General features: G+C 44.2%; 22 protein-coding genes. 14 read left to right on the top strand and 8 right to left on the bottom strand.

The features are described 5' to 3' along the window. Nucleotides 1–9 precede the first annotated feature (9 nt). The gene (locus tag BSR11_RS09490) at nt 10–2,508 is read left to right on the top strand and encodes a bifunctional diguanylate cyclase/phosphodiesterase (protein ID WP_072670173.1); all 2,499 of its coding nucleotides are present in this window, start codon (nt 10–12) and stop codon (nt 2,506–2,508) included. Here BSR11_RS09490 and BSR11_RS09485 read toward each other — a convergent pair. Both BSR11_RS09485 and BSR11_RS09480 read right to left on the bottom strand, forming a co-directional pair. Continuing rightward, complete coding sequence (locus BSR11_RS09485; protein WP_072670172.1) at nt 2,485–3,084, bottom strand: tRNA-uridine aminocarboxypropyltransferase; 600 nt, start codon at nt 3,082–3,084, stop codon at nt 2,485–2,487. The genes BSR11_RS09490 and BSR11_RS09485 overlap by 24 nt on opposite strands. Next, nucleotides 3,084–4,628: a COG3650 family protein gene (locus BSR11_RS09480; RefSeq protein WP_072670171.1), complete on the bottom strand. Its 1,545-nt coding sequence runs from the start codon at nt 4,626–4,628 to the stop codon at nt 3,084–3,086. The genes BSR11_RS09485 and BSR11_RS09480 overlap by 1 nt, the downstream gene beginning before the upstream one ends. A 47-nt stretch (nt 4,629–4,675) precedes the next feature. Here BSR11_RS09480 and BSR11_RS09475 point away from each other — a divergent pair, with 47 nt between their 5' ends. Next, complete coding sequence (locus tag BSR11_RS09475; RefSeq protein ID WP_072670170.1) at nt 4,676–5,143, top strand: EVE domain-containing protein; 468 nt, start codon at nt 4,676–4,678, stop codon at nt 5,141–5,143. A gap of 116 nt (nt 5,144–5,259) precedes the next feature. Here the strand turns inward: BSR11_RS09475 and BSR11_RS09470 are convergent, their stop codons facing one another. The 3 genes from BSR11_RS09470 to BSR11_RS09460 all read right to left on the bottom strand — a co-directional run bounded on the left by BSR11_RS09470 (nt 5,260) and on the right by BSR11_RS09460 (nt 7,973). Beyond that, nucleotides 5,260–6,099, bottom strand: coding sequence for a Cof-type HAD-IIB family hydrolase (locus BSR11_RS09470; protein WP_072670169.1), 840 nt, complete (start codon nt 6,097–6,099; stop codon nt 5,260–5,262). A gap of 86 nt (nt 6,100–6,185) precedes the next feature. Beyond that, complete coding sequence (locus BSR11_RS09465) at nt 6,186–7,199, bottom strand: alpha/beta fold hydrolase (protein ID WP_072670168.1); 1,014 nt, start codon at nt 7,197–7,199, stop codon at nt 6,186–6,188. Between the two features lie 303 nt (nt 7,200–7,502). Continuing rightward, nucleotides 7,503–7,973 (bottom strand): Dps family protein, encoded by a 471-nt coding sequence (locus BSR11_RS09460; protein WP_072670167.1) that lies wholly within the window; start codon nt 7,971–7,973, stop codon nt 7,503–7,505. Nucleotides 7,974–8,296: 323 nt separating this feature from the next. Between BSR11_RS09460 and BSR11_RS09455 the strand changes: the two genes are divergently transcribed. Further along, a complete protein-coding gene (locus BSR11_RS09455; RefSeq protein ID WP_072670166.1) occupies nt 8,297–9,310 on the top strand; it encodes an acyltransferase in 1,014 nt (337 codons plus the stop codon). Here BSR11_RS09455 and BSR11_RS09450 read toward each other — a convergent pair. After that, entirely contained in the window at nt 9,307–9,642 is a 336-nt protein-coding gene (locus tag BSR11_RS09450) for a DUF2500 domain-containing protein (protein ID WP_072670165.1), read from the bottom strand. The genes BSR11_RS09455 and BSR11_RS09450 overlap by 4 nt on opposite strands. 331 nt (nt 9,643–9,973) lie before the next feature. Here BSR11_RS09450 and BSR11_RS09445 point away from each other — a divergent pair, with 331 nt between their 5' ends. The 3 genes from BSR11_RS09445 (at nt 9,974) to BSR11_RS09435 (ending at nt 12,650) form a co-directional block, all read left to right on the top strand. Then, on the top strand, nt 9,974–10,360 hold the full coding sequence (locus BSR11_RS09445; RefSeq protein WP_072670164.1) for a DUF4145 domain-containing protein: 387 nt from the start codon (nt 9,974–9,976) through the stop codon (nt 10,358–10,360). 1,002 nt (nt 10,361–11,362) lie between these two features. After that, on the top strand, nt 11,363–11,998 hold the full coding sequence (locus BSR11_RS09440; protein WP_181397624.1) for a lysoplasmalogenase: 636 nt from the start codon (nt 11,363–11,365) through the stop codon (nt 11,996–11,998). 61 nt (nt 11,999–12,059) lie between these two features. After that, nucleotides 12,060–12,650, top strand: a complete 591-nt coding sequence (locus tag BSR11_RS09435; protein WP_072670162.1) for a YhgN family NAAT transporter — start codon at nt 12,060–12,062, stop codon at nt 12,648–12,650. Between the two features lie 69 nt (nt 12,651–12,719). Here BSR11_RS09435 and rsmD read toward each other — a convergent pair whose 3' ends face one another. Further along, nucleotides 12,720–13,325, bottom strand: a complete 606-nt coding sequence (rsmD, locus tag BSR11_RS09430) for a 16S rRNA (guanine(966)-N(2))-methyltransferase RsmD (RefSeq protein WP_072670161.1) — start codon at nt 13,323–13,325, stop codon at nt 12,720–12,722. Between the two features lie 212 nt (nt 13,326–13,537). Between rsmD and ftsY the strand changes: the two genes are divergently transcribed. From ftsY to glpG, 6 genes are all read left to right on the top strand, one after another. Beyond that, on the top strand, nt 13,538–14,689 hold the full coding sequence (gene ftsY, locus BSR11_RS09425; protein WP_072670160.1) for a signal recognition particle-docking protein FtsY: 1,152 nt from the start codon (nt 13,538–13,540) through the stop codon (nt 14,687–14,689). A 104-nt stretch (nt 14,690–14,793) separates the two neighbouring features. Continuing rightward, nucleotides 14,794–15,471, top strand: a complete 678-nt coding sequence (gene ftsE / locus BSR11_RS09420; protein WP_072670159.1) for a cell division ATP-binding protein FtsE — start codon at nt 14,794–14,796, stop codon at nt 15,469–15,471. After that, the gene (gene ftsX / locus BSR11_RS09415) at nt 15,458–16,423 is read left to right on the top strand and encodes a permease-like cell division protein FtsX (RefSeq protein WP_072670158.1); all 966 of its coding nucleotides are present in this window, start codon (nt 15,458–15,460) and stop codon (nt 16,421–16,423) included. The genes ftsE and ftsX overlap by 14 nt, the downstream gene beginning before the upstream one ends. A 136-nt stretch (nt 16,424–16,559) precedes the next feature. After that, nucleotides 16,560–17,417, top strand: coding sequence for an RNA polymerase sigma factor RpoH (gene rpoH, locus BSR11_RS09410; protein WP_004393939.1), 858 nt, complete (start codon nt 16,560–16,562; stop codon nt 17,415–17,417). Between the two features lie 391 nt (nt 17,418–17,808). Further along, a complete protein-coding gene (glpE, locus tag BSR11_RS09405) occupies nt 17,809–18,129 on the top strand; it encodes a thiosulfate sulfurtransferase GlpE (protein ID WP_072670157.1) in 321 nt (106 codons plus the stop codon). A gap of 5 nt (nt 18,130–18,134) precedes the next feature. Next, a complete protein-coding gene (glpG, locus tag BSR11_RS09400; protein WP_072670156.1) occupies nt 18,135–18,974 on the top strand; it encodes a rhomboid family intramembrane serine protease GlpG in 840 nt (279 codons plus the stop codon). 28 nt (nt 18,975–19,002) lie between these two features. Here the strand turns inward: glpG and BSR11_RS09395 are convergent, their stop codons facing one another. Then, nucleotides 19,003–19,410, bottom strand: coding sequence for a flagellar basal body-associated protein FliL (locus tag BSR11_RS09395; RefSeq protein ID WP_072670155.1), 408 nt, complete (start codon nt 19,408–19,410; stop codon nt 19,003–19,005). A gap of 166 nt (nt 19,411–19,576) precedes the next feature. On the opposite strand from BSR11_RS09395, the gene BSR11_RS09390 reads away from it, so the two are divergent. Next, nucleotides 19,577–20,116, top strand: a complete 540-nt coding sequence (locus BSR11_RS09390; RefSeq protein WP_072670154.1) for a chorismate lyase — start codon at nt 19,577–19,579, stop codon at nt 20,114–20,116. Continuing rightward, complete coding sequence (gene ubiA, locus BSR11_RS09385) at nt 20,117–20,974, top strand: 4-hydroxybenzoate octaprenyltransferase (RefSeq protein WP_072670153.1); 858 nt, start codon at nt 20,117–20,119, stop codon at nt 20,972–20,974. Nucleotides 20,975–20,977: the final 3 nt, after the last annotated feature.

The raw sequence follows: 20,977 nt of genomic DNA, 5'->3' as shown, positions 1-20,977 counted from the left end.
AGTGAGAACATGTTCACAACATCGTTATTTTTTCCGGCACAATCTGACGTTCCAGAATTACCGATTCATCCCGCTTTGACCAAGGCGGGTCAATTGTTGATCCAATTGCTGTCGAGTGAATCGATAGAAAGCGTTCAAGCATGGGTTGATAGGTTATTGGCCCTTTATCCTGAGGCCAAGATAATCGGTTTGAGCGCTGAGCCGATGATTCATGATGGACAGTTGTACCACGACGGTACTTTATTGATTTTCAGTCACTTTTCTAATACTCACCTCACTTGCTCAGCACAAACCCTTTCCCTGTCTGGAAGAAAAGACACTCAAGCGTTGATTGATGGCTTGAAGTTACAGTCCGACTCTCAGGCAATGTTGTGCTTTATCAGTCAAACCCATATCGATGATAAGGCGCGTTTTCATGCCTTGAATACCTTTGCTCCGGGGATTGTCGTCGCTGGGGGATTAGCCACCGAAACCCAGCAAGGGCAGTGGGTATTATTGGGACGACAGTTATATCATCAAGCGATGGTGAGTGTTGCCTTGCATAGCGAGAGCTTACACGTTCAAACTGGGGCTTACACGGAGTGGAATCCGGTTGGGCGAACCTTTCGGGTCACGGCTGCCACTGGCTGCATGGTACAACGAGTCGATGATATACCCGTTCGTCAATTGTATGACCGTTACTTAGGCAATGGTCAATCGGTGCCGCTGGAAAGGTTGAGCCATTTCCCACTGCTGAAAGGTGAAGTCACGCTACAAGACGTCTACGTTCCTCTTGCTGAACAAGATGGCGGCTTGATTTTCAACGCACCATTATCGGTAGGAGATGAGGTGCGCTTTTGTTTCGATCATCCATCGATAACCTTAGAACAAATCTCGATCGGTGCTGAGCGGCTACGTGAGTTCCAAGCTGAGCAAATGATTATCTATAGCTGTACTTCACGTTTGGACTTTATTGCTGGTAACCAAGAACTTCTGCCTTTACAAAACCAAGTGGCCACTCATGGTGGCTACTTAGCGGGTGAACTGTGGCATGACGGACAGTCACAACGCATGCTTCATCACAGTATGACTTATCTTGCGCTACGTGAAGGCGTGCCAGCTCAGGCTACGTTAAGCCCTGCTTATGTTACCAAACACGATGAAATTGCCCCGTTATTCAGTCTGATTCGTAATGCGTTAGATGATTTGGACGAGATGAATCGTGATTTAAGCAAGAAAATTCAAGATCAAGCCTCATTACTCACGGCTAGTTATCGCGTTGATCGACGTACTGGCCTAGCCAATCGTGTGGTATTGCGTGAACGGTTATTGCAGATGGTGAACGGTGAACACTTACTCGCGCTAAAATTGACCAACTTCCATCAGATTAATGAGAAGTACGGTTATCAAGTTGGTGACCAGTTATTGGTTGATTTAACTGGGCATTTTCAAGAGTACTTAACTGAGCATCTACCGGGCCTGAGTTCATTGTATGCGATTGGTGTTGGCGAGTGGGCGACCGTGTTTAGTGCTGATCGCGATGAAGAAGAGATTCATCGCCTGTTTTCACAATTTGTTGAGCAGCTTGAGCATGTCAATTTTGAACCTTATGGCTTACCAGAAGTGGATTATGTTTCTGTTTCGTTGTGCGCGGGATTAGTCAGTCGTAAAGAGTTTCCGGCTGAAGATGCGGACGATTTATTGCTGCGCGCGATTGAAGCTCGTCGGCACGCCTTTCAGCGTAATCGGCATTTTTGCAGTGCAACGCGATTACGTGCTCAAGATGAATTACGTCAAAAACGATTGGGCTGGTTATCGTGTGTGAGCCGGGCGGTTCTGGATAATAATGTGTTGGTGTACGGCCAACCGATCGTTCACGCTCATTCTCATCAACTGGCTTCCTATGAGTGTTTGGTGCGTATTGAAGACGAAGGGGAGATTATTCTACCGGGACGATTTTTACCGATCATCGAAGGCAGTCATCTTTACACGCGCCTAAGTCGGCAAATGATAAAAAGTACCTTTGATATCATGCGTGATCGCCAGGAAGCATTTTCAATTAATCTCTCTCCGCAAGATTTAATGAGTGAACGCACGTTATTGCGTCTTGAGGCCGCGGTGAAGTCATTGGCTGATCCCTCTCGAGTGGGGTTAGAAGTGCTCGAAAATGAACAGATCAAAGATTATGGTCAGATGATTGAGGTATGCGAACACTTTAAGCGTTTAGGCGTGCGAATTATTGTTGACGATTTTGGCAGTGGTTACTCGAATATTGACGAGATTATTAAATTAGAGCCGCAAGTCATTAAGTTAGACGGCAGCTTAATTTGTAATATCGATCAAGACATTAAGCAGCGTAAAATTGCGCAGCAATTGGTTAAGCTGTGCCAAGTGCTGAATGCCAAAACGGTGGCTGAATTTGTCCATAACCAAACCGTCTGTCAGATAAGCGAAGACATGGGGGTTGATTACTTGCAAGGTTTTTATTTAGGTCAGCCTGTGCGTTTACGTCAGCGAGTGATCGCGTAATCGATGGCCGCTTTTATCGGCCTGGAGGGTTTTCATAAACGTGTCGAGAAAATCAGTTAATGCCTGAGCTTGCTGAGGTTGGTGGATGTGCTTGAGCAATTCACTGGCCACCTCTAAAGTGCATAAATGTCCCGTTTGTTGATTACGTCTTAACTGGTAGTGGGACGTCTGTGTGGTTGTTAAATGGGCATGGGGTAGGTTTAACCAGTCGCTTTTGCGCAGCATTTTTTTCGCCTCCTGCCAAGTGCCATCTAAGACAATAAAGTGAGGGATTTGCCCGTTATCTTGTGCATGTTGCAGATGCTGCTCGATAGGCTCACTGTGCTCACTAGGGTAGATGAGCAGTGAATAATAATCTGGGTCATTAATGCGATCGAGTAAGGCTGGTGGTGGAGTGCGTCGCTGCCAGAGATAGTCTGCGCAATCGGGCAGGGCTTTGGTCAGCCAGCGACCCGTATTGGTCTCGCGTTGATATTCATTTTCATGCATCAGTAATGAGAGGATCAATGGACTGCTGAGGCTGGGAACCACCGAACACAGACACTGCCATTCGAGACCACATTCTAAGCAAGCCATTATAATTTCACTCCACTTTTGGGTGCTAATCCATCGGCAAACAGTGTGACACCGCTGATCTGTGTTGTTTGCGCCGGTTGAGCATCACGAGTGGTGGCTGGATAACTGATGCCATTATAAGACAATTGGTAATGCTGACTTTGCGGATCACGTCTGAGAGTTAAAATCAGATCTTGCCAACCATGATGAGCCAGCTTACCGAGTTGAAAAGGCGTAGCGACCTGATTGATGCGGCTGTTAAAACGCCACTCTCCGGCTTTTTGCTCGAAAATCAGTAAGGTGCATTGCTCTTGCTGGCACCAATCCAGTTGGACGAGCAGTTCTGGTGTTTGATTGCCATTTAAGTCGTACTTCAACCAGCGATAATGGATATGACTCGGGTCGGTTTTGTGCAACGCAAAATAGCGTTTGATCGCTTGGTCAACTTGCTCATCATAATCACCACGAGAAGAGATCGATTGTGGATGGTCATCTAAGTTACGTTGATTGAGGGATGTCTGCTGATCGGCGATGCTTTTTGCTTGAAAGAGCGTCAGTCCCCCCTCACTGATTGGATAGACTTGGTGGCCAATTTTTTCTTTATCAGCATGCAACTGGAAGCCATCACGAGTATAAATCCGTTCTGATAGTAAATATTGCTGTTGATGGTGGGTCATGACCACTTGTACTTGCTTAGGATTCAGCTGTTGCCAATAGCCTTTTTCAACCAGTTCCCGTTCACCACTCAGATAACGATAACGTGTGATGGCACTATGATCAGCGTTCAGTTCTAGCGTGACACCAAAGCCGCGTTGATCACTGGCGCTCGCAAAATAGGTACCCGCCCAAGTTTGTGTGGTATCGACGTTACTTAATGTCGCACAGCCTTGATAAGTGGTTGCGGATAAGGTTAAGGTCGACCGCCAACTGTAAAGCGTATCACTCATATTATCGGAGCAAACGGCGCGTACTAAACTGAGCTTGCCTTCGGGAAATTGATAATGACGTTGTTGGGTCGACAGTTGGCTATTCTCAATCATAAAGTGTTGCTTATCACCGCCTAAAGGCTGAAATTCTAGTCCTTGAGGCGTGAACTGAATGGACCAAAATGGCTCAGTACCAAAAGCGCGAGTTGGACGTGGGGGATGCTGGCAGCGCTGAGGATTTTCCGAACTCAGTTGGTTGATCTGCTGGACGACAAAGCGAGCGGTATAATCACCATTAAATCCTGTTTGACTCGGTGGGGTCAGATAACCGATGACTTCACCATAAAGAGCTTGATAAGGTTGATGAGCCACAGCTCTCGCTTGTTGTTTGAGCTCAGGTGATAAGTCTAGCCAATACTGGTTATTGCTATCACAAGGGGTTAATGAGCTGACATCTGGGCCAAGAACGACTTCACCTCGTAGAATAAAGGTTTGCATTTTGATACTGGCAGGATTATCGAGTGTCGCCTGTGTCCGCTCTGGGTTTGGCGTTACCTCTGATTGCTCAGGTGGCGTTGATGAACATGCTTGGATGGCAAGCAGCGCGAAAAGGGCGGCAGGTCTTGTTAGCTGCTTCATGTTATCTCTTCCTCGTGGCAGAACATACAAAAATATAGGGCTTTATTATGGCATATTGGTTGTTTAAAACTGAACCGGATACCTTCTCTATTGACAGTTTACGAACACAAAAGGTTTCACCTTGGGAAGGGGTACGCAATTATCAGGCAAGAAATTGGTTACGCGATGCGGTAAAAGAAGGTGATCACGTACTGATTTACCATTCATCTTGTCAGAATATTGGTGTGGCGGGCATTGCTCAAGTGGTACGGGAAGCTTATGTCGATCATTTTGCGTTTGATCCAACCAGTGAGTATTTCGACCCTAAATCGAACCCAGAGTCACCGCGCTGGTTGATGGTTGATGTTGCGTTTGTACGTAAAACTCAGCGCGTGATCCCACTGTCAGAGCTAAAACAGGTGCGGGAGCTGGCGGCATTACCTTTGGTGAAAAAGGGGAATCGGTTGTCGATCATGCCGCTCAGTGAGTCAGAATGGCAAGCCATCATCAACCAAGAAAGGGTTAAGTCAGGATGACTCGTTAATATTCGCGATTGATTGTTCTTATCAGAGGTGCAGCATAAAGGGGAAGCTAACGACAACTGTTAGACGTAGTTATCCCCTTTGGTGTGACTGCATATGGTTTGTTGATGTTATTGCTGGTTATGGCTCAGCAAGTGCTGCTGTAGGTAATGAGCGACGGCGTCATCAGCGTGACTGCCGATAACGGTGTTATTAGGTAAGGCGCGAAATACTTTTTCATGTGCCGTTCCCATCACTAATCCTTTACCTGCCATTGAAAGCATTTCCACATCGTTCATGCCATCACCAAAAGCGATACAGTGTTCAAGTGTTAAGCCTAGAGATTGAGCAATCGCTTGCAACGCTTCGCCTTTCGATACCTCCGCTCCCATCACTTCTAAACACCAAGGGGTTGAGAAAGCGACACTCAGTTGTCCGGCGAAATGTTGGTTAATTAAGTTTTCGTAGTGGACGAGCTGTTCATGAGCTTGTTTGGTATTAGTAAAGAAGATTTTAGCGACACCTTGATTTGGCGCGGCATTAACGTCAAATACTTGATAAGTAAAACCGGAGTCTTCATGGAAATGACGTAATACTTCATCTTCACGATTGAGTAACCAATCTTCATCACGATAAATATGTACATAAATATCGTCATCGTGTTTAACCAGATCGATGATCGCTTGGACTAAATCTGCAGGTACATTTTTACTGTACAGTTCTTTGTCATGCTGATCATGCACACGAGCGCCATTTGAGGTGATCATATAAGCAGGAATACCAGCAATTTCACGAATACCGGCAACATCAACATGGTGTCGCCCGGTGGCAAATACGAAGGTAAAACCTTGTTGATGAAGAGCCTGCAGCGTCTGCTTGGTCACTTCACTTAATTGATGATTAGGCGCTAACAAGGTGCCATCGAGATCGGAAGCGACGATACGTACCGGTGTTGTTTGTTCAGTGGTCATAAAACCCTCGTTGTACTGCTAAAATGCCAAGACATAACTGTGGCAGACTAGTGTAAGTGAAAATGATTGTCCAAAAGAGGGTAAACCTAGGCATGGTTATTTTCCTCTATTGGCGAGCTTTCGCCACCATTGGCATGCTGTGCAAAAAAAGCCATTATTTTATCGAGAACTGGGGTACGGTAACGATCACTTTCAAACAGTAACTCATGCCTTGCACCATCAATAATCTCGATCTTGGCTTGAGGATTGCTGCGTGCTAATTGCGTCATGAAGCGAGTTTGAGCGTGATTACTGACAATCGTATCTTGTCCCGCTTGCAGTAATAACAGTGGTAGACGAATATTTTGCATCTCTGCAAAGCAACGTTTGATAGCCAGCAGGCTTTGCCAAACCCAATGTGCACTTGGCCCCCCTAATTTCAGTTGCGGCTGTTGTTCATACAGATCACGAAACCATTGGTAGCGAACAGCGCTGTGGGTCAGTTGGTTGATAGCAAAAGGTTTTGGCAGATAAGGCCCATAGCCGGGAGCGTAACGGGGAGTTGCATAGGAGGCGCTGAGCAGTTTGGTTAGTGTCAGAGCGATCGGCCGCAGTTGCCAAGGCATATTGATCCCCAGCATGGGTGCGCTGAGTACAGCCGCATCAAAAGGGTGGTTTGGATAACTTTCTAGGTAGCGTGTGGTAATGGCACCACCCATGGAATGGGCCAACAGATAGCGCTGCGCGTAGCTTTGTAATCGAAATGTCGTAATAAGCTCATCCATATCACGCACATAATCATCAAACTGCATCACATAGCCCATTTGTGGGTCATCAATCAGTCGCTCTGACAGTCCTTGGCCTCGATGATCAAAAGAGTAAACGTCATACCCTTGGTGAAATAAGTCATAAAACAATTCTTGATACTTACACGCTGATTCAATACGGCCATTAACAATGATAATCACTTTATTGTGCTGTGCAGCGGTGAGGGAACACCAATAGAGCCGTTTATTATCAAGCGTCAGGTGATAACCTTGCTGACGAGATTGCCAACATTGCGTGATATCGTGCTGCATCGCGTGTTGAAAATGGGTTTCTTGAGTATAAGAGTTTGGCATGAGCTTATCTAATCTATGGATGATGAGGTGCCGTCTGTAAAGAATCGACTTGGCTAGCATAAGCCAGTCAACCAGAATTGCAATGCCTACCTGCAACACCAAATCGTTTGTATTAAAGGCACGGCAATAGTGGTGCAGCGTCCATTCACTGTGTTGATGAATTCGATCCGCCAATAAAAAAGACCGTACGCTTATTCATCCTTGTCTTTGGGGAGAGAATAAGCGCCGGTCAAAAGGGTGGTGATTATTTATGGATAGTTTAATGGTTCAGTAATTGTTATTTGTTTAAAAGGCGACTTCGGTTTATTGCAACCAAGCGTTAAGCATCCAAACCAGTTTTTCTTGCTCACGAATGTAGTCACCCATTTGTGCGCTGGTGCCTTCATCACCGACTTCAGCCGCAAAAGCGAGGATCGCGCGTTGTTGATTGATTAAAGCGCCAAAACCGTTGACGAGACCATGCATGGTTGTTTGACCGTCAGTGGCATTGATGTGTTCTTCGATTTCAGCCGCTTGTAAATAGGCACTAAAACTATGCAAAGGCTGAGCACCAAGCGTTAAGATACGTTCGGCTAACTCATCAATTTTGCTTTGCAGGTCGGTGTAAATCTCTTCAAATTTACTGTGTAACTCAAAAAAGGCTTTGCCTTTAATGTTCCAATGGTAGCCGCGAGTATTCATATACAGCACTTGGTAATTGGCCAGTAATTGGTTTAACGATGCTGCGAGTTGCTGGCTTTGATGACTGTCTAGGCCGATAAGATTGGTTTTCATACACTCACCTCATTAATTTTTTATAACTATCGATGGTAATCGATGACAAGATTTTGCTGTTTTGCAAACGTTGAAGCTATGCTATCGCCTGATGAGGTGTTAAGAAAGTCGGTTGTGGGTATTGTTTTAATAGGTTAAACCGATGGAACTGGGTTGCGCATTGATTGATGAACTCATCATTGACAGACGATTGGCTTTATTTTTACCTCTCTTTTAAATCAATTTGTTATGGTTATATTCTTATTAGGGATAACTCTAAATTCATCAGTCTATGCTTTAGGGGAAGCGGGATTGTTGCTTATTCACCACCTCTAGAGCATGTTATGACTAAGCGAGTGATTTTTTTTGATTTGTTGCGTTGTGTTGCTGCTATTGCGGTGATTGCGATCCATGTCTTAGCGCCTTATCGGCAGATGATGGGGACCATTCCTGATCCACAATGGATCAGTGCGGTGACGATTAATGGCCTTAGTCGCTGGGCTGTGCCGATTTTTATTATGATTTCTGGCGCCTTGATGTTGAGCGACCCTAGGCCATTTGATTTACGCTATTACCTTCAGCGAAGATTAGGCAAAGTGGTGGTTCCCTTTGTGATTTGGTCGCTGTTTTACGCTTATTTAAGCGGATGGAGTCGCCATGGATTTGATATCAATGTTGTAAAACAAACGCTGTTGGATAGTCCCCATCAAGAAACCTATTACCATTTAGGGTTCTTTTACTATTTTATCCCGCTGTATTTACTTATTCCTTGTTTACATTGGTTAGTCAATCGAGTCGATGATGGCTTTTGGTACAGTTTGGTGACGATATGGTTAATGACAACAGGCTTGTACTTATTCGGTATTGACGGGCCATGGAGTCATGAGATTTGGCTCTATAGCGGTTATTTGCCTCTAGGTTACCTGCTGTACCAAAAGCTGCGGCTATCGTCTTTTAGTCTATTATTCGTCATAATTCTGGGCTCGTTTGCACTGTATATGACGGTCCAAGCGGTACTGGAATTGAGTCTGACACACGGGCGGTATACGGTTGGGCGTTGGTTATCGTATAAAACGCTTAATGTCGTTGCTGCGGCGATCATGGTCTTTGTGTTGTGTCGCTCATTAGCTGAACAATTACCAAATGCAGTACAGCGTTGGGTGGTGATCATCAGCCAGCACAGCTTAGGCATTTATTTATTGCATCCGATTTTTCTATGGCCAATGAAAACCTACGCATGGTATGACGGTCATCCCTTATGGGTAATCCCACTTTGGGTACTATTGAGTGGTGCGGGGGCATTACTCACTAGTTATGCTTTATCTCGGTCGACAGCTACACGTTGGTTGCTACCTTAAATTTTCAAAGCAAAGTGGAGAAATTTTCGTCCTTGGTAGGTCAATATGCCTTGATCGCCTGGATTTAAAGCGTGGTAGTAATGCGGGCCAATTTGAAATTCTCGTTTCGGGCCCAATGTCCCTTTTTGGACATAAATCCAATATTCTTGTTCCTCTTGGTCGGGAAGTGGGTTATCTATAACCACGATTTGTTTGTCTAAAACGGTGACTAAGGCGGTACGTTCAGGGGCATTTTCACCTTGAAAATGTTGACGAAAAAAACGACTGAAGAACCATAAGCCAACCAATAAAAGGATGAGTATAGTGACGATAAGTAATAGAGAGGGTGACATCATATTCTCCAGAAAACCGCTGAACTAAGCCCATAACGGATGTCGATAATAGTCAAAGAGTGAAGACTGATTTTACCGAAGTGGTTGACTTTAGGGGCAGTAAAACGAAATTGCGTGATTAACCCAGCATTGAACAACAAGATTTTTCGGTTGGGTTCACACTTTGGTGGTGGGATTTTTTCTGGCATGACAATTCAGTCGTGCTGCGCTTGACGATCAGTAACAATGAGATCGTGGTAGTGTATATCCAAACCACTTGGAGTTGCAGATAGGTTAACGTAGCCAACCCGCTGCAGCTTCAAGTAGTAAGGGGATAAGCAAGGAGGCAGACATGTCCGAGATAGAACAAGTCGTATTACGAACGAGAAGATTAGAAACCTTATTGCGTCAGCGTTATCACGCTCAAGGTAAAGGGCTGCATCAGCTTATTTCGAGCTGCGAGGAGCGGCTACCGCATGATATTATTGAAAAACTGAGATACATAGCCACGATTCGCAATAAAATTGTCCATGAAGATCATTTTCATTTGCCGGATAGAAAAGCATTTTTTATCACCTGTGTTCAGTGTGAAAAAGAGCTGGCTCCACGTAGCGGGCGTTTTATTTGGCGCGTTGCTGTAATGTTGATGTTATTGATGACTATGGCTGCGGTAACGTTTTATTACCTCCATTGGGATGAATTATCAAAGTTTTTCCCTCACTTTTTACCGAAGAGCTAGCGCGATGGCGTAGTTTTTCTCTGAAAGTTAGATATTTATTTTGCTACTTGATCAGAGTGAAGCTTGTTGAGCTGTAAGTATCATCTTTGCTTAATCGCGGATCAGCCAAATAAAAAAGCATATAAAAAGGACGCTAGGCGTCCTTTTTATATGCTTTTTTATTTTTTGTTTTAAAACAATGAATTAGTAGAGTAGAGGCAGTGTCATTAAGCCGACGATGACTGCGATCATTACCAATCCCTGTTTTTGAGATGAAGAAATCATAACACTGCTCCTCTGTTGTCTGTCTCATCTTGTTAATCAGAATAGCTTGCTTTATTGACTTGATCAAGGGGATCTTGGTGAAAGTCTTAAAAGTGGTTGTTAAAGTGTGATGATTTTTCCGATTATAGCGAACTAAGGCGGGTGTTATTGGTTGGTTGTCTCTTGTTCTTATCGGTGGTTAATTATTCTGATTTTTATATATATGTTTGAATTTTAATGCTTTTTTTATGTTGTTTTTATGTTTTATTAATGTGTTTATTATGGTTTCTGGTGCTACCTGTCAAGTTGTGTCATTTTTAAGTTAATTCCTATTTTTTAAATAAATCATTAACACTTTAATGATATGAGTTATCATTTACATCTGGTTGGATGAGTTTATATGGATTTATTATGTTTATTTGTTTTGATTTAATGGAATTTCCTGCAAAATCTAATTTTTGTTGATTTTTGTTTTTAATTGACTGATTTTAAATGTCTTTTATTAATTTTTTTAATTTATCATTGGTTTTTTTTGGTTTTTTATTACCATGTTTATTGTTTAAAACAATGTTTTTTAATGTTTGGTTGTTATGTCTGTTGTCTCATTCAGTTAAAGAATAGTCCACGAGCGATGAATGCTGATAAGTTTTAAACGATGAATTTAACGTGATTGAATCGCAATCAAGATCCAATTTTTGCAGTTCGCTTCTGGACTTCATGGATGACATGCCTACACTGGCGGCAGAATTGATAAGAGGTATCGACATGTGGAGCTGGATTTCTGTGGCATTATCGGGATTCATCAGCATTTCTGCGTTTGAAAACCAGCATAGACGGCAAGCAGTATTGTTTAAAATGGTCAGTTTAGTGCTATTGCTTGCGATGATCATTGAACCGTTATTTTCTCGCTCTATGCCTGCGCTATGGATAGCAATTGGTTTAGTCATCGCGATGTTGGCTGATGGGTTACATACGTTTCATTATCGGCCCAAATTGTGTTTTTTTGGCTTTCTATTTGCCCAGCTCTGTTACAGTAAAGCTTTTTGGATTCAATTATCCGGTAATATGGTTTGGTGGTTACCTGCCTTATTGATTGCAACCAGTGTTGTCACCTTTTTCCTTCTGCTACCACAAATCGATACGTTACTTTTTCCTGTTACGATAATGGGGCTGGTGCTGGTACAATTAGCTTGGGCCTCCGGCGAGGTGTTGCTGCAGAGTCCATCTTTGGCGTCTTTGGCAGGGTTTTTGGGTAGTTTGCTGTTTATTTTGTCGGCGCTATTATTGGCGATTCATGACTATCGACACTCTTTACCTTGGGGACAGTATTGGATATCTGGGAGCTATTTGCTCGCTCAATCTTTGATTGTCGCTTCGGTTGTTTTACTCTCTTAATTCCGTCTTCCCTGCTGCGGGCATGCCTATCTCTATCACATCCTGTGTCTATTGAGGTTTTATGGAAATTTTATCTGCGGCAACCATGCTATTTTTAATCATGGATCCGCTGGGTAACCTACCAGTCGTGTTATCCATTCTTAAGCATCTTGATCCTAAACGTCGCCGTAAAGTATTGATCCGAGAGCTGTTGTTTGCTTTGGTGATCTTGATGTTATTTTTGTTTGCAGGGCGATCGATTCTTGGTTTCTTACATGTTCAGCCTGAAACATTGAGTATTTCTGGCGGCATTATTCTGTTTATTATTGCGATTAAAATGATTTTCCCCAGTGCGGGTAGCATTACAGGTTTAGCCGCAGGAGAAGAGCCATTCTTAGTTCCGATGGCCATCCCGATGATTGCTGGGCCTTCCGTCATTGCCGCACTGCTTTTACTTTCAACTCAGCATCCACAACACATGCTTGAGCTTTCTGCAGCGGTGATTATTGCCTGGTCAGGAACTTTTATTATTTTGATGTTCTACAATTTTTTCCATCGTGTATTAGGCGAACGGGGGCTAAAAGCTGTCGAACGCTTAATGGGCTTGTTGCTGGTGATGATTTCGACCCAAATGTTCCTGAATGGTGTGAAAAGCTACATGGGTGCGGCGTAGGGCGTAGTGGAGAACGGATAGAGCGCTCGCTATCATCGGACGATAAAATGATAGCGAGCATCGGTAAGGTTATGCTGAGGTTGTTTGTCTGAGGTATAAGTGATAACAGACTTGACCGGCAGTTTTTTCTCGATGCAACTGCCAGTTGTCAGGTAGCTCGTTCAATGAGAGCTCTTTTTCACATTCAATGTAAATAATGGCTTGTTCTGCCAACCAGCCGTTGGATTCAAGTAACGGCACTACTTGGTTGATCAATCCTTGGTGAAAGGGGGGATCAATAAAAACCACATCGTATTCGCTGGCAGATTGTTTGAGATAGTGCAACGTATCGCCATGCACCGCGTGGATGTTGCTGGCTTGTAAGCTAGCGATGTTACTCTTCAACTGATGGTAAGCCGCTCCGTTGAGTTCGAGCATCGTAACTAAGCTCGCTTGACGGGAGGCGCACTCAAATCCCAAACTGCCAGAACCAGCAAATAAATCTAAGCATTTCGCTTTTGCGATGTCTTGCGCCAACCAATTAAACACGGTTTCTTTGACTCGGTCAGTGGTGGGGCGCAATCCCTGAGCGTCATGCACCGGCAATTTTCGTCCCCGCCATAATCCACTGATAATGCGAACATGGCCACTGGGGAGGCGTTTTTGTGATAGGGTTTGCGGGCGACGTTTTAGCATAGATTTTTTGACCGTGAATTAAGTGTTACTATATGACTGTTCTATTTAGCTTGTGTTTAAACATTGAGATAAATAGCCAGCAGAATTCAATATTATGACAAAGTTTATCAAGCGAACGAGAAAGTTTTCACTGCTTTGTCATTTTTCTTTTCTTAAAGGGATAATCTTGCAAGAAAAGAGTCATCGTTATGTCAAATTCAGGATAGCTCCCAATGACAGAAAAAAAGAAACGTGGCTTATTGTCATGGTTAGGGTTTGGGGATGAACAACCAAACGCAACAACAGTAGTGGAAGAGAACGAATCGGTAAAAGAAGCGGACGATCCTGCTTTAGAACCATCGACCTTACCCGTTGAGCATCACCAAGCCAGTACCGAAACTCGTCTAGAAACAGAAACAGAAACAGAAACAGCACCTAGAATTCAAGAGCAAGAAAAACCGAGTGAAAGTTTTTTTGTGCGTCTCAAGCTTAGTTTGAGCCGTACTAAAGCGAACATTGGTGCTGGCTTTTTTGGGCTGTTTCAAGGTAAGAAAATCGATGATGAGCTATTCGAGGAGCTTGAAGAGCAACTATTGATGGCCGATGTGGGTATGGAAACGACGGTTAAAATCATCACCAGTTTAACCGAAAAAGCGTCTCGCCAGCAGTTACGTGATGGGGAAGCACTCTACACGTTATTAAAGCAAGAAATGGCAGAAATGTTGGCCAAAGTAGAGAAACCTTTGCAGATTGATAGCCAAACGATGCCTTATGTGATTTTAATGGTCGGTGTTAACGGCGTCGGTAAAACGACGACGATCGGCAAATTAGCCAAACAATTCCAAGCGCAAGGTAAAAAAGTTATGTTGGCGGCGGGGGATACGTTTCGCGCCGCTGCCGTTGAGCAATTACAAGTTTGGGGAGAGCGCAATCACGTCCCAGTTATCGCTCAACATACAGGAGCAGATAGTGCTTCGGTGATTTATGATGCGATTGAAGCCGCTAAAGCTCGGGGTATTGATGTGGTGATTGCCGATACGGCAGGCCGACTACAAAATAAAGCCAATTTAATGGAAGAGCTGAAGAAAATTGTTCGTGTAATGAAGAAAATTGATCCGCAAGCGCCACATGAGATCATGTTAACCCTTGATGCGGGAACTGGACAAAATGCCATTAGCCAAGCCAAGTTGTTTAGCCAAGCTGCGCCACTCACCGGGATAACCCTGACCAAGTTGGATGGTACCGCGAAAGGCGGTGTTATTTTTGCTATTGCTGACCAATTTCAAATTCCCATCCGTTATATTGGTGTTGGTGAAGGGATTGATGATTTGCGTCCGTTTGTTACTCAAGAATTTATCGACGCGCTATTTAGCCGAGAAGAGTGAGCTTGGCGGTGTTGAATCTGGCGATCATGTGTGGCTGATTTGCCCGCATGTCGCCGTTAAGGTGTTTAGTCAGCGATACGTTATGTGTCATAGAGGGATCACGGGTGATTAAGTTTCAACAAGTCAGTAAAGCTTATCGTGGCGGTCGGCAAGCCTTACAGAAAGTCGATTTTCATCTGCGTCGGGGGGAAATGGCCTTTTTAGGTGGCCACTCAGGAGCGGGTAAAAGTACCTTACTCAAGCTGATCTGTGCCATTGAGCGTCCCAGTGACGGAAAAATTAGTTTTAATGGTCATGATATTACCCGTATTCCTAATCGTGACATTCCTTTTTTACGGCGCAATATTGGGATTGTTTTTCAAGATCATCGATTATTAATGGACAGAACGGTCTTTGATAATGTTGCCTTACCGATGCGTATTGAATCAATCGCAGAGCAAGATATCAAACGGCGCGTTTCAGCGGCATTAGATAAAACAGGCTTATTAGACAAAGCTCGTTGTCTACCAAGTCAGTTATCCGGTGGCGAGCAGCAACGCGTCGGTATTGCTCGTGCGGTAGTCAATCGACCGACCTTATTGTTAGCCGATGAACCGACGGGTAACTTGGATCCTGATTTATCGAATCGTATATTACGGCTCTTTGAGGAGTTTAATCGCGCAGGAGTGACGATTTTATTAGCGACCCATGATATTAATTTGGTGCAATCTCGACCTCAATATCGTCACTTAGAGTTGAACCAAGGCTTTTTAAGTGAGGTGGAAGAGTATGGTCAGCAATAAAGCCAACCCTAAAAAGCGCAGTCAGCCTTACCCAAGAGCGCCAAGAGACAGTTTTATCACTACGCATAGTAAGCAAGCCCAAATGGCATTCTCGGCATTATGGCGACGTCCGCTCGGTAATTTACTGACATTGGCGGTGATATCAATGGCGCTAGCGTTACCCGCCAGTTTATATCTATTAACGAAAAATATTGCTTCGGTCGCGGTCAATGTGACCAGTCCTTCACAAGTTAGTGTCTACCTTCAACAAGGAACGCCTGAATCTCGGGTGATGATATTAAAAGATCAGTTGGAAAATCGCTCCGATATCGCCTTGGTTGATTACATATCCCCACAGCAAGGTTTAGCAGAACTCAGTCAATATGCTGGGTTTGATCAAGCTATCAGCCTACTGGATGAATACGCGCTACCTGGAGTATTGGTCATCACTCCCAGCGTGGAAGACAATCAACAAATCAAACGTATTGCTGAGGAAGCTCGTCAGCAAGCCAACGTAACCGATGTCCGATTAGATGAAGATTGGTTAGCGAGGTTAGATGCAATTCGACATTTAGCCATGATCATCGTGGTGAGCTTATCGATACTCATGTTGTCGTCGATCTTTTTGATTATCGGTAATACCTTGCGTTTTAATGTTCAAGCGAATAAAGATGAAATTCAAACCATGAAATTGATTGGCGCAACCGACAGCTATATTTTACGCCCCTACCTTTATTCAGGGATGTGGCTTGGCTTATTGGGCAGCTTATCAGCTTGGTTGCTGACCGCCCTAGTGACGATTATTCTCAATGGTGCCGTGACTGAATTGGCGGCACTTTATGATAGCCGTTTTCGATTGATTGGCCTTAATTGGGATGAATCGTTGTTATTACTGATGTTGGGAACACTATTGGGCTGTTTGGCAGCGCGTCTCTCTGCGCAGCGGCATTTAAAAGAAATTGAACCGTTATAAAATAGAGCGGTCTTATTGAACGGCCACCATGGCTGAGAGTAAAATTATCGGCAATCAAGGCTTGAAACGAATTGATTTTCGGTTCAAGATTGTCAGGTTAAAATTAACTCAAAATCACAGATTGATGAGGATTTGAATGACTAACCAAGCGTATCCAATGGCTCTTATTTCACAAGATAGCTTAGATAGCTACATCCGTTCAGTTAGTAGCTACCCAATGCTAACGGCTGAAGAGGAACGTGAACTGGCTGAGCGGTTACACTACTCAGGTGATATTGAAGCGGCGAAAACGTTGATCTTATCGCACCTTCGATTTGTTGTTCATGTTGCTCGTGGTTATTCGGGTTATGGGTTACCGATTGCGGATCTTGTTCAAGAGGGAAACATTGGTTTAATGAAAGCGGTGAAACGCTTTAACCCAGAGGTCGGCGTCAGACTGGTCTCGTTTGCGGTGCATTGGATCAAAGCCGAAATTCATGAATACGTATTACGCAACTGGCGTATTGTGAAAATTGCGACGACTAAAGCGCAGCGCAAATTGTTTTTTAACCTACGTAAATCGAAAAAGCGTCTCGGTTGGTTTAATAACGGTGAAGTTGAAACCGTTGCTCGTGAACTCGGGGTTGAACCTGCCGAAGTTCGAGAAATGGAATCTCGTTTAGCAGCGCTCGATTCAACGTTTGAATTTTCTGCTGAAGATGACGACAATCCGAATGCCTATACTGCGCCAGTACTGTATTTGGAAGATAAGCAATCCGACTTGGCGGAAAATATCGAAGCGCAAAACTGGGAAAATCATACCAATCATCGTCTCAGTTTAGCTTTGGCCAGTTTGGATGAACGTAGTCAGCATATTGTGCGCTCTCGTTGGCTGGATGACCAAAAGGCGACCTTGCAAGAATTGGCGGATCTTTATCAAGTGTCTGCCGAGCGTATTCGCCAGCTAGAAAAGAATGCGATGAAAAAGCTTAAAGAGGCGGTTGGTGATTTTTAACCGCTAGGCAACGAATCAGAGTAAAGCCGAGATCAATCGATCTCGGCTTTTTTATTGGGATCGACAACATTGATCAACATCTGGTCGATTTTTCTGTGGATAACTCTGTGATGAAAAGTGTCACGAATGATCATCAATGACGATAAATTAAGGCTTGAACGCTGTTTTCTATTTGGGGATATGTTTTTCTTACGCACAGAAAAATAAGGATCATCACAACATGTAGTGGATCTTTTTTGCTTAAGCTACCTTATCAACGCAATCCACAGAATTATCCACAATATTATGCTTAAGGATGATTAGGCATAACCTTACTGTCGCTATGTACTTGTTCAATGTGGGTTAGGTTACAATGTGTGCTAACGAATTATCACTCAACGAGAACCACTTCATGGACCATTTTCAGCATATTGATGTTATCAGTGCGCAACAGCTACTTGAACAATCCAAGGCCATACTGGTTGATATCCGTGATCCGCAGTCTTTTGCGTTAGCTCATCCACAGAATGCTTTCCATCTAACCAATGACACGCTCAATGCCTTTATTAAGGATCACCCACTTATACAGCCGGTTTTAGTGATGTGTTATCATGGCATCAGTAGTCAAGGAGCAGCTCAATACTTGGTTAACCAAGGTTTTGAACAGGTGTATAGTATTGATGGGGGCTTTGAAGCCTGGCAGCATGCTCATTTACCGACGACAACGAGTTAACCCTAATGATAAAATTGATCACCTTAGCTCATCCACGGATGGCGCAAGCTTTCATTGATTACATGGCCTCAAGGCACATCGAGGTACAGATGCAGCCAGAGGAAGGTGGTCAGGTTTCTTTATGGCTCATCGATGAACAGCATCAAATAGAAGCCGAAAGCGAACTTCAGCATTTTTTGCACCATCCTCAAGACCGTAAATATCAAGCGGCTTCTTGGCAGGTCGGGAATACACAACCAACGCCGTTTACTTATCAAGCCCCAAGCCTTCTGTCGCTGGTAAAAGCCAAAGCTGGGCCAATCACATTGCTGATGATGATGGTCTGTATCGGAATTTTTGTTTTACAACAGTTTGGTTTGGCTCGTCAGGTGTTTGCGGCGTTGCATTTTCCGGCTTTCGCTGGTCAGCAATGGCAGTTATGGCGTTGGTTTACGCATGCACTGCTGCACTTTTCCGTCATGCATATAGCGTTTAATCTACTGTGGTGGTGGCAGCTTGGCGGTGATATTGAAAAGCGGTTGGGTAGTCTTAAACTTACCCAGATAACATTGATCGCTGCGGCTTTATCTGGTGCTGGACAATACTGGGTGGAAGGCGCGAATTTTGGTGGTTTATCTGGCGTAGTGTATGCCTTAGTCGGTTATTTATGGTTGCTGGGCTGGCGAGCGCCTCAACTTGGTTTAGAGATGCCTAAACCATTGATTGGTTTTATGCTGATTTGGTTAGTGTTGGGATTTGTTCAGCCGTTTATGGCGATCGCCAATACCGCACACTTGGTCGGCTTAATCAGCGGTATGTTACTTGGGTTACATGATGCCAGTCGGTCATCGAAAGCGTTAGATTAAGTGCGGTTTCGATGACCGTGATTCAGTTTTATTGATAAATATATTTAGTAAACAGTAAGTCAGCGATCAAGGTACGGCCTGTTTCGGGTAGTAAAATGTTATTAATCTCTTCGACGAGAGTTCTGCGTAAATTTTCTCGGCCAGAAAGGGAACGGATAGAGTCCTCGGTTTGTTTACCAAGCTGCTCAATGACCGCATCACGAATCAATGGTTGATGTAGCTCGATTAATGGTAGATCGGCGCTATTGGCGACCATAATATCAATTCTGACCTGAATATAGCCGAGACGATTACCTCGGGTATGGAAGTTAGTGGTCAATTCCGGCTCTAGTGTAAAATAGGCGAATTGGGTTCTATTCTCCGTGGTTGCCATGGCGGAGTAGGAGGCTAGCAGGCCAAAGGCGAGCATTATTTGGACTAGATAACGTTTAAGCATAGTTGTGCCTGTTCTTTCTTCTGTTCACGATATTCGAATCGCCCGACTCTTGTTACAATAGCGCATCTGATTGTAAATAAAATGCTTAATAGAGTCTGAACGCTGCGCGGTTTACCTGCATGTCGGCGTTATTGTATGACGATTAAGCGTCATATTGAATACTAGTATGAATAGAATGACTCCGCTCTATCTTTCTTCATTACGCCAAGTAGATTGGCAATGGCCGGAAGATTTTACTTATCCCTCGGATAACGCCCAATCTTGGCTGTTAGAGCAAGGGTCGTTGTCGCGTCTGATGGCCCAGCGTTGTCAGCAGTTGAGTATTACTCAGCACGATAACCAGTGGCTGGAACCTGCCCAACTGGATTTTACAGAAGTGGCGTGGTTAACGGCGGAAACTTGTTTGCTGCGTCAGGTTATTTTAGCCGGAGATACTAGACCCTGGGTATTCGGTCGAACTCTCATTCCCCAAAGTTCTTTGCAAGGTCAGCCGGATGATTTGACTCAACAAGGGCCTATTCCGCTGGGGCTCACGGTTTTCAACAGTGACCATGTTCGACGGGATGGATTACAAGTTGGGTGGGCGATGACCTCGGATGGCCCGTTACTTGCTCGGCGTTCACGTTTATGGATGAACCATAAACCGATGTTAGTCGCCGAGTTATTTTTACCCGATTGCCCAATTTACGCGAAGGAGAGTGTGTAAATGAACCAAGCAAAAGTTCGTGCCTATTGGCAACTGATGCGTATGGATAGGCCTATTGGTTCGTTGCTGTTGTTATGGCCAACGTTATGGGCTCTGATCTTAGCTGCGCAAGGTATGCCGGATTTTCGTGTACTTGTGGTGTTTGCGATTGGAGTGTTTGCGATGCGTTCTGCGGGGTGTGTGATTAATGATTTTGCTGACCGTCACGTTGATGGTCATGTAAAGCGCACAGCGCAACGTCCGCTACCGACGGGAAAAGTCAGTGAGAAAGAAGCGATTGGATTGTTTTTGGTCTTGGTGATCTTGTCTTTTTTGCTGGTATTAACCATGAATCCTTTGACGATTAAACTCTCTTTAGTTGGAGTGGTTCTGGCTTTTATTTATCCCTTCATGAAACGCTATACTCAAGTGCCGCAGCTTTTTCTGGGCTTAGCATTCAGTTGGTCAATTCCGATGGCATGGGCCGCTCAAGCCAATGAGTTACCTCCTGTTATCTGGTTAGTCTTTGGGGTAAACCTACTGTGGACGATTGCTTATGATACTCAATATGCAATGGTTGACCGCGATGACGATCTGTTGATTGGGGTTAAATCGACCGCGATTTTATTTGGTCGTCGTGATAAAGCGATCATTGGGGTGTTGCAACTGATGACGATCGTTTTATTAATCGCGTTGGGTTGGGTTTATTCACTAGCGGCCAGTTACTATTGGACGGTTTTGATTGCCAGTGGTTTGTTTGTTTATCAGCAGCATTTGATTCGTCATCGACAACGTATGCCTTGCTTCCATGCTTTTTTGAACAATAACTATGTTGGTATGGTGATTACACTGGGGCTGATACTCTCACTATGGTGGTAATTC

Origin of the sequence: Vibrio injensis, from assembly GCF_001895205.1 — a bacterium.
Classification (GTDB): Bacteria; Pseudomonadota; Gammaproteobacteria; order Enterobacterales; family Vibrionaceae; genus Vibrio; species Vibrio injensis.
This window is presented reverse-complemented; position numbering and strand designations above follow the sequence as displayed.

Coding starts and splice junctions, on each gene's coding strand:
- BSR11_RS09490 (WP_072670173.1), top strand. CDS start 10: ATGTTCACAACATCGTTATTTTTTCCGGCACAATCTGACGTTCCAGAA.
- BSR11_RS09485 (WP_072670172.1), bottom strand. CDS start 3,084: ATGGCTTGCTTAGAATGTGGTCTCGAATGGCAGTGTCTGTGTTCGGTG.
- BSR11_RS09480 (WP_072670171.1), bottom strand. CDS start 4,628: ATGAAGCAGCTAACAAGACCTGCCGCCCTTTTCGCGCTGCTTGCCATC.
- BSR11_RS09475 (WP_072670170.1), top strand. CDS start 4,676: ATGGCATATTGGTTGTTTAAAACTGAACCGGATACCTTCTCTATTGAC.
- BSR11_RS09470 (WP_072670169.1), bottom strand. CDS start 6,099: ATGACCACTGAACAAACAACACCGGTACGTATCGTCGCTTCCGATCTC.
- BSR11_RS09465 (WP_072670168.1), bottom strand. CDS start 7,199: ATGCCAAACTCTTATACTCAAGAAACCCATTTTCAACACGCGATGCAG.
- BSR11_RS09460 (WP_072670167.1), bottom strand. CDS start 7,973: ATGAAAACCAATCTTATCGGCCTAGACAGTCATCAAAGCCAGCAACTC.
- BSR11_RS09455 (WP_072670166.1), top strand. CDS start 8,297: ATGACTAAGCGAGTGATTTTTTTTGATTTGTTGCGTTGTGTTGCTGCT.
- BSR11_RS09450 (WP_072670165.1), bottom strand. CDS start 9,642: ATGTCACCCTCTCTATTACTTATCGTCACTATACTCATCCTTTTATTG.
- BSR11_RS09445 (WP_072670164.1), top strand. CDS start 9,974: ATGTCCGAGATAGAACAAGTCGTATTACGAACGAGAAGATTAGAAACC.
- BSR11_RS09435 (WP_072670162.1), top strand. CDS start 12,060: ATGGAAATTTTATCTGCGGCAACCATGCTATTTTTAATCATGGATCCG.
- rsmD (WP_072670161.1), bottom strand. CDS start 13,325: ATGCTAAAACGTCGCCCGCAAACCCTATCACAAAAACGCCTCCCCAGT.
- ftsY (WP_072670160.1), top strand. CDS start 13,538: ATGACAGAAAAAAAGAAACGTGGCTTATTGTCATGGTTAGGGTTTGGG.
- ftsX (WP_072670158.1), top strand. CDS start 15,458: ATGGTCAGCAATAAAGCCAACCCTAAAAAGCGCAGTCAGCCTTACCCA.
- rpoH (WP_004393939.1), top strand. CDS start 16,560: ATGACTAACCAAGCGTATCCAATGGCTCTTATTTCACAAGATAGCTTA.
- glpE (WP_072670157.1), top strand. CDS start 17,809: ATGGACCATTTTCAGCATATTGATGTTATCAGTGCGCAACAGCTACTT.
- glpG (WP_072670156.1), top strand. CDS start 18,135: ATGATAAAATTGATCACCTTAGCTCATCCACGGATGGCGCAAGCTTTC.
- BSR11_RS09395 (WP_072670155.1), bottom strand. CDS start 19,410: ATGCTTAAACGTTATCTAGTCCAAATAATGCTCGCCTTTGGCCTGCTA.
- BSR11_RS09390 (WP_072670154.1), top strand. CDS start 19,577: ATGAATAGAATGACTCCGCTCTATCTTTCTTCATTACGCCAAGTAGAT.
- ubiA (WP_072670153.1), top strand. CDS start 20,117: ATGAACCAAGCAAAAGTTCGTGCCTATTGGCAACTGATGCGTATGGAT.